7 protein-coding genes are annotated in these 7,604 nt (G+C 68.1%); 4 read left to right on the top strand and 3 right to left on the bottom strand.

From position 1 onward, the window contains the following. Window positions 1-604 (bottom strand): urea carboxylase-associated family protein (locus tag G3N61_RS37075; protein ID WP_205824881.1); only part of this gene is annotated, 604 nt, incomplete at its 3' end. A 588-nt stretch (window positions 605-1,192) separates the two neighbouring features. Here G3N61_RS37075 and G3N61_RS37080 point away from each other — a divergent pair. Together G3N61_RS37080 and G3N61_RS37085 are read left to right on the top strand one after the other, a co-directional pair. Next, window positions 1,193-2,446 (top strand): multidrug effflux MFS transporter, encoded by a 1,254-nt coding sequence (locus G3N61_RS37080; RefSeq protein WP_205824882.1) that lies wholly within the window; start codon window positions 1,193-1,195, stop codon window positions 2,444-2,446. A gap of 21 nt (window positions 2,447-2,467) precedes the next feature. Further along, window positions 2,468-2,989, top strand: a complete 522-nt coding sequence (locus G3N61_RS37085; RefSeq protein ID WP_205824883.1) for a GNAT family protein — start codon at window positions 2,468-2,470, stop codon at window positions 2,987-2,989. 39 nt (window positions 2,990-3,028) lie between these two features. Here G3N61_RS37085 and G3N61_RS37090 read toward each other — a convergent pair whose 3' ends face one another. Continuing rightward, window positions 3,029-3,718, bottom strand: a complete 690-nt coding sequence (locus tag G3N61_RS37090; RefSeq protein ID WP_089452734.1) for a hypothetical protein — start codon at window positions 3,716-3,718, stop codon at window positions 3,029-3,031. 312 nt (window positions 3,719-4,030) lie between these two features. Between G3N61_RS37090 and G3N61_RS37095 the strand changes: the two genes are divergently transcribed. Both G3N61_RS37095 and G3N61_RS37100 read left to right on the top strand, forming a co-directional pair. After that, entirely contained in the window at window positions 4,031-5,458 is a 1,428-nt protein-coding gene (locus G3N61_RS37095; RefSeq protein ID WP_205824885.1) for a TPM domain-containing protein, read from the top strand. Window positions 5,459-5,538: 80 nt separating this feature from the next. After that, window positions 5,539-6,171 (top strand): LemA family protein, encoded by a 633-nt coding sequence (locus G3N61_RS37100; protein WP_043184368.1) that lies wholly within the window; start codon window positions 5,539-5,541, stop codon window positions 6,169-6,171. 23 nt (window positions 6,172-6,194) lie between these two features. Here G3N61_RS37100 and G3N61_RS37105 read toward each other — a convergent pair. Next, on the bottom strand, window positions 6,195-7,604 hold a 1,410-nt coding region (locus G3N61_RS37105), incomplete at its 5' end, for a penicillin-binding transpeptidase domain-containing protein (RefSeq protein ID WP_277405133.1).

Raw genomic sequence — 7,604 nt, forward strand, 5'->3', positions numbered from 1 at the left:
CCGGCTTGGCGGGGCACGCTTTCATGAAGTACTTGTCGTCGTCGTTCAGGCCCGTGCACTGGAACACGTTGAGCACGTCGTGCACGTCGAATTCGGTCAGCCCGTACGGCGCGACCGCGCGCACGAGGTTCGAGTGGCAGTGGAAATGGAAATCCTCGCCGGTCAGCAGCTTGTTCACGTACGGATCGCAGCGCGTGCCGAGCAGGTCGTGCACGCGTCCGCCGTCGCCGTCGACGCCATAGCCGGCGAGCGTGTCGTCGGTGATCGTGACCATCGGGCGCAGGTAGGGCAGCGTTGACCAGATGCGGTCGAACGTCGTCACGTGCGCAGCCTGCAACTGGCGCGTGCGCGACGCCCACATGCGCTCGCGCGGATTGTGCAGGCTCCACATGTTGAAGTCGGCGACCTGCGGGCCTTCCAGCGTGACGATGCGGAACACGTGGCCGGCCGGCACCGTCCACGCAAAACCGCTGCGGATCGGCACGACGTGCGATTCGATGCGCTGCCGCGCGTCCTGGCGCTGCGCGATTGCGGAATAGAAGGACCGGTCGACGTTCAGGACGGAGCCCTTGGTGACCTGGTAGGCGGCGGGATAGTTCGACATGACGTGGTGCTCTCGGGGAAAGTTGGCAGACACGGATATCCGGCCGGAATCCTTCGTGGTGGCCGGTCAGGCGCCAGTTGGCATGTTGGATTGTTCAACAATTCTCGACGCTGCGGGGAGTATAGGGCGAAGGCGGGGAGGCGTGTCAATGGGTGGAAAATACGGAGGGCGGGAGGCGCTCGCCCGACGGATGAGCGGGCGGTGAGGGGGAAAGCGATGTGGCAATAAAAAATTGCCGGCACGCGCCGGCGGTTTCGGTGACGACACGAACCGACCGGGCGGCTCGTCGTGCGTCAGGCCTTGAACGAACGGAATCGCATGGTCGACGCTCCATCGAACGCGGCTGATCGAATCAGAATGGGAATACGTACCGCGGCTCGCGGATCGAGCCATCGCCGACTAGGCGGACGCAGACTGAAGTCGGAATGAGAGCCGGCGGCCGGCATTCAACCTCGCCCGTGCCATGGGAATCCTGTCGAGCCACGCAACAACAGGCACAATACGCAATTCTGCACGTTGCGCACCGGTGTTCGCGATCCGAACACGCCGGGCTGCCGCGTCGCCACCGCCTGAACCCTTCCCGTCGTCATGAACGCCACGCTCACTCCCGCGCGCGAGTCGAACTCGCCGCGTTTCCTGCTGTTCCTGATCTGCCTGTTCGCGTCCGCCGGCCAGCTCGCGATCGACATCTACGTCCCCGCGCTGCCCGACATGGCACGTTCGTTCGCGACCACGCCGCAGGCGATCCAGTCGAGCGTGTCCGGCTACATGGCGGCCTACGCGCTCGGCCAGCTCATCTTCGGCCCGATCGCCGACGCTTACGGCCGCAAGCGCGTGCTCGCGTTCGGGCTCGTGATCTACACGATCGGCTGCCTGCTGTCGCTCGGCGCGCAGAACCTGGAGACTTTCGTGCTGGCGCGCTGCCTGCAGGGCTTCGGAATCGCGACCACCAACCTGCTCGCGAAGGCGATCATCACCGATTCGTTCTCCGGCCAGGCGCTGATGCACGCGTTCACGTACATGTCGATCGCATGGGGGCTCGCGCCGATCATCGCGCCGGTGATCGGCGCGCACCTGCAGGAATGGTTCGGCTGGCGCGCGTGCCTCGTGTTCCTGCTGGTGTACTCGCTGGCGATGTGGGCGCTACTGTGGCGTTACCGCGAAACCTTGCCGAAACCGGTGCATCTCGAGCCGCGCACGCTGATGACGAACGCGGGCAAGGTGCTGGCGAGCCCGGTGTTCCAGAGCTGCTTCCTGGCACAGGGGCTGTGCTACAGCATCCTGCTCGTGTTCAACATCGTCGGGCCGTTCATGGTGCAGACCACGCTGCACAAGCCGCCGACCTTCTTCGGCTATCTCGCGCTCGGGATCGGGCTGATGTATTTCCTCGGCGGCCTGTCGAACCGTATTCACGGGCGCGGGCTGCCGAGCGCCGAGCAACGGCTGCGCATCGGCGCGCGCGTGATGGCGGGGGCATCGGTGGCGATGCTGGTGCTGGCGCTCACAGTCGGGCTGCGCGTCTGGACGCTCGCGACGCCGGTGCTCGTGATGGGCTTCTGCGCGGGCGCGATGTACCCGACGCTGATGGCCAAGGGCAATTCGCTGTTTCCGCATATCGCCGGCCTGACGAGCGCGATCCTCGGCTGCGCGCTGCTGCTCGTGTCGTCCGCGATGATGGGGCTGGCCGGTTTCGTGTCGATCCATGTCCTGACACCGCTCGCGCTGTTCTTCGTCGCGCTGTCGTGCATCGTCGTGTGGATGGTCACCAAGCTGCTGCGGTACCTGTCGCAGCAGCAGGCGCAGGCCGCGTCCGTCGTGTGCGGGCGCGGGGAGGCCGCGTAAGTGCCGCCCGTCGACCGACCCATGCGCCCGATCCTGCTGAACCGCGTCGCCCGAACCGACGCCGCCGACCTGATCGCCGCCAACCGCGCGAGCCGGAGCCACCATCTGCCGTGGGTCGACTCGTTCACGGATCAGGCGGGATTCGACCAGTGGTTCGCCCGCTGCCTGACGGGGCCGAACGTCGGCCTCGTCGCGCGCGAGCGCACGTCCGGGGCGGTGGTCGGCGTGGTGAATCTCAACGAGATCGTCGGCGGCGTGTTCCAGAGCGCGTATCTCGGGTACTACGGGATGGTGGCGTTCAGCGGCCAGGGACTGATGACCGAGGCGCTGCGCGCGGCGATCGGCGTCGCGTTCGGCGAGCTCGGGCTGCATCGGCTCGAAGCGAACATCCAGCCCGGCAACCACGCGTCGATTGCGCTGGTTCGGCGGCTCGCTTTCACGAAAGAAGGGTTTTCGCCGCGCTATCTGCGCATCGGCGGCGAATGGCGCGACCACGAACGGTGGGCGCTGCTGGCCGATGGCGAGCCCGACGCGCGCGCCTGACGCCCGATCCCGGGCGATCTTCTTTCCGCCGCCGGCCGCTTACAGCGGATGTGCCGCGCCGGCCTGCGCCAGCAGTGAAACGGCCACCGGATCCGGCATCCCGTTCGAGTCGATCGCACCGGCTTTCGCGAGTGCGACGAGGTCGCTGTCGACGCCCGGTTGCCCGACCGTGAACGACGTGGTCAGGAATGCTGGCGCCGCGAGCGTGACCGAATAGCGCTGCTGCAGGTTCGTCACCACGGCCGATTGTGCGGCCTGTACGGTGTTCGCATTGTTCATCGCCTGCTGGTAGCGCGAATTCCCCTGGAAATTGCCGATCAATGTGGCCGTGTCCGTGCCGAGCTGGGCGGCGAGATAGACCAGCATCAGCTCGGTCTCGGGCGTCGTATTGAACGTGCCGCCCGCGTACGCGAGCGAATGCAGGCTCGTGCCGCCCGACGTCACGGTGATCGCGCACGGCAGCACGGCATTGACCGTCACCTGATAGTTGCCGCCGCCGTCCGTCAGCGTCGTCGCCGAGCCCGTCACGCAGCTGACCGCCACCTGCGCGCTGGCGAGCGCGTCGCCCGTCGCGGCGGTGCCCGAGAGCGCGACGGTCTGCGTGTTGTTGTTGAAACAGGCATCCACGCCGAAGCAGGCATCGCCGCCGCACGCCTGAAGCGTCGCGAGGGTGGCGATGCAGAGCGTGCCCAGCGCGGGGCGGATGAAGCGGCGGGGGTGAATGTTCATGGTCGCTGGCCTTGAGGAGAGTGGGGCAACCGGTGGGCGCCGGAGAGACGGTGCCGTTCATATTCTAGGTCCCGAAACGGGGGGCTGCTTGCCTGGTTGGCCCGCTCGTGGCCGGGGGCGACCTGCCGTCGAGCGTTCATGCGCTGCACGGCTTTGCCGGCATCGGGGCGATACGACGACAGACTGAAATGACGCGGTCCGGAAGCCGGCCGGAAACCTTTCAGTTCCCTTCGCAATTGGTTATGCTGCGGGACGATTAAAAACGACGAGAGAACGCGCCGCTCCCGATGAAGCCGGCGCGCCGTTTCCGACATGAACTTGAAACGACAGACGGGCCGGCCGGGCCTGCCGGGTGGCGAGGGCGATCCGGCATCGTCGGCAGGCACGACCCGAAACGGCATTCCGCACACACGCAGCACGAAGGGGGAGGCCCGCAGGCCCGGCTTCTGGAAGGCCGCGGCCTTGCTGGCGAGCGCGGTCGTGCTGTTCGGCGGCGCGGCCATTGCCGCGCCAACCGAAGACGGCAGCAACGCCGTCGCGGCGTCGTCGGCCACCCCGCCTTTCGCCCCGGCCCAGTCGGCCTGCTCGCACGTGGCCGCGGCGGCGGCCTATCCGGTCGCCGCAAATCCCGAAGCCGCACCGCCGCTCAAAGGCCGCGTGACGGACACCACGGGCGTGCTGAGCGCCGCCTGCGCATCCGAGCTGACCGACCGCCTCGCGGCGCTCGAACAACGGCTCGGCGTGCAGATCGCGATCCTGCTGGTCGGGTCGACCGGGCAATCGACGATCGAACAGTTCGCGACCACCGTATTCGACCAATGGAAGCTCGGCAAGGCCGAGGTCAACAACGGCCTGCTGCTCGTCGCCGCGCTCAACGACCATACCGTGCGGATCGAAGTCGGCTACGGGCTCGAAGGCACGATTCCTGACATCGTCGCGGGCCGGATCATCCGTGAGCGGATCGTGCCGGCATTCCGCGAGAACCGCATCGAAGGCGGCATCAGCGATGCGGTGGACGCGCTGGCACGCGAAATGATGCCGGCGGACGTCGCCACGCCGGAGCCGGCGGCACCCGCGACGGCGCCCGGCGGGCGCGACGACGCATACGAAACGGCCACGGCGACCACGACGGATGCCACGAACGCACCGCCTCGTGACGCACGGGCCGGCGGCGAACAGTACCCGTCGAACGGCCTGCCGGTGCGGAAACAGGCGAATACGGGCGGCGTGCGGTTCTGGTTCCTGCTCGGGGTGGCCAACGTCGTGCTGGGCGTGGTCGCGCAGTGGCGCCAGTTGCGCCGCCGGGTGGCGCTGCTGGCGGCGTGGCTCGTGGCGGCCGTCGTGCCGATCGTGATGCTGCCGGTCGGCACGATCTTCAACGGCAATCTCGAAGCCATGCTAGGCGCCGCGTTGTTCGTCCCGGCGGCGGCCGGTGTCGCGCCGTGCCTGCTCGGCATCAACCTGTTCCTGTCGGCGCGTGTGCGCAAATACACGGCGATCGTGGGCGGGACGCTGTTCATGATCATCGCGATCGGGCGCGAGATGGACTATTCGGTCGAGGAAGTGTTGTCCGGCATCTTCGGCGTGCTGTGCGTGCTCGCCGTGATCTGGGCGAAGTTGATGGGCATCGGCTCGTCTTCGTCGTCTTCCTCGTCCGGCTCCCGGTCGCGCTCGAGCACCGATTCGTTCCGCGGCGATGGCGGTTCGAGCGGTGGCGGCGGTGCATCGGGCCGCTGGTAGCCACCGCGCGCAGCGTGCCTGCGCCCCCGTTTCTTTTCACCTACCGCTCCACCCGGAGCGTTCAACCGGAAACATCCACCATGAAATGGTTTCGAATCCTGCTTGTGTGCTGCGTGCTGGCTCCGCTCGCGGGGTGTGGCTATAACGCGATCCAGTCGTCCGACGAGAACATCAATGCCGCGTGGTCCGAAGTGCTGAACCAGTACCAGCGCCGCGCCGACCTCGTGCCGAACCTCGCCGCGTCGGTGAAGGGCTACGCGTCGCACGAGGAACGCGTGCTGACCGAGGTGGCGTCGGCCCGTGCGCGGGTGGGCAGCGTGCAGATGACGCCGGAGATGGCCAAGGATCCGGCCGCGCTCGCGGCGTTCGACCAGCGGCAGGGCGAGCTGTCGGGTGCGCTGAGCCGGCTGATGGTGGTGTCCGAGCGCTACCCGGAGCTGAAGGCGAACGAAGCGTTCCGCGACCTGCAGACCCAGCTCGAAGGCACGGAAAACCGCATCGCGGTCGCGCGCGGCCGCTACATCAAGACGGTGCAGCACTACAACGTGCAGATCCGCCAGTTCCCGGGCGTCGTGATCGCGAAGATCTTCGGCTACCAGCCGCGCCCGAACTTCGGCGTCGCGAACGAGGCGGCGATCTCGACCGCGCCGGCACTCGACTTCTCCGCGCAACCGCAGTCGCCGAAGGCGAACACGAACGCGGCCGGCGAGTAAGGCCGGCTCACCCACTCGAGCGCTCAGGGCTTGCGTGCGGCCGCCTTTGCGAACGCGCCGCGCACCTCGAAGCTGATCGCATCGGCGACATTGCCGCGCGCGTCGACGAGTTCGAGCCGGTGCCGGCCCGGCCACGGCAGCCACGCGATGCGATCGGCATGCCCGATCACCTTGTCGTCGAGTCGCCACGCGAACTTCGTGGCGCGCCCGGCCGAACGCTCGAACCAGATCCGCTGGTTCTTCGGCGGAATGTCCGGATCGATCGCGAAGATCGTGCCGTCGGTCGGCGTGCCGATCGTCAGCGGCGCGCGCGCGCCGTCCTTGCCCGGTGTGACGGGGGCGGCGAGCCGGATCGTGTCGACCGCCGTTCCCGCGATGAACCACTCGTTGCGTGACGGTTCGATATCGCGTTCGAACGTGATGCGGCGCGTCTCGACGCCGGCCGGCGCGCGCGGCGCACGGCTCGGCTGGTCGCGGTGCAGGTAGCCGACGACCGCCGACCACACCGGCGACGCACCCGTGACACCCGACACGTCCCACATCGGCGAACCGTCCGCATTGCCGACCCACACGCCGACCGTATAGCGCGACGTGAAACCCACCGTCCAGTTGTCGCGCATGTCCTTGCTCGTACCGGTCTTGACCGCCGAGAAGAAGCGCGTCGCGAGCGGATTGTCGAAGCCGAACGTGCGCACACGCGCGTTGTTGTCGGACAGGATGTCGGTGACGACGAAGCTGGCCGCCTCGCTGAACACGCGCGTGCCGTCGGCGGTGCGTGCGGGCGACGTGGCCGACGCGCCGGCTGCGCCGGATGCCGGAGCCGGCGCTGGCACGTCGATGACCTTGCGCGCAACGCCGCCGTTCGCGAGCGCGCGGTACGCGTTGGTCAGCGACAGCAGCGTGACGTCCGCACTGCCGAGCGCGAGGCTGAAGCCGTAGTAGTCGCCTTCCTGCGCGAGCGGCAGGCCGAGCGCGGTCAGCGTGCGCGCGAAGCGGTGCGGCGTGACGAGCACGAGCGTGCGCACGGCCGGCACGTTCAGCGAGCCGCCGAGCGCACTGCGCACGCTCACCCAGCCCTTGAAGTCCTTGTCGTAGTTCTGCGGAATGTACAGGCCGCCGCCGGCGGCGAGGTTGATCGGCGCATCGTCGAGCAGCGACGCGGCCGTCAGCCGTTTCTCGTCGATCGCCTGCGCATACAGGAACGGCTTGAGGGTCGAGCCGGCCTGGCGCGGCGCGAGCACGGCGTCCACGTCGCGGGCGCTCGACAGCGCGCCCGACGATCCGACCCACGCGCGAATCTCGCCGGTCGCGTTGTCGATCACGACGACCGCGCCGTCCTGCACGTTGCGCCGATGCGCGGGCGCGTTGAGTTCGGTCAGCGCGCGCACCAGCGTGTCGCGCGCGAAGCGCTGCAGCGGCGCATCGAGCGTCGT

Origin of the sequence: Burkholderia sp. Ac-20349 (assembly GCF_017104865.1) — a bacterium.
Taxonomy (GTDB): Bacteria; Pseudomonadota; Gammaproteobacteria; order Burkholderiales; family Burkholderiaceae; genus Burkholderia; species Burkholderia aenigmatica.

Coding starts and splice junctions, on each gene's coding strand:
- G3N61_RS37080 (WP_205824882.1), top strand. CDS start 1,193: ATGAACGCCACGCTCACTCCCGCGCGCGAGTCGAACTCGCCGCGTTTC.
- G3N61_RS37085 (WP_205824883.1), top strand. CDS start 2,468: ATGCGCCCGATCCTGCTGAACCGCGTCGCCCGAACCGACGCCGCCGAC.
- G3N61_RS37090 (WP_089452734.1), bottom strand. CDS start 3,718: ATGAACATTCACCCCCGCCGCTTCATCCGCCCCGCGCTGGGCACGCTC.
- G3N61_RS37095 (WP_205824885.1), top strand. CDS start 4,031: ATGAACTTGAAACGACAGACGGGCCGGCCGGGCCTGCCGGGTGGCGAG.
- G3N61_RS37100 (WP_043184368.1), top strand. CDS start 5,539: ATGAAATGGTTTCGAATCCTGCTTGTGTGCTGCGTGCTGGCTCCGCTC.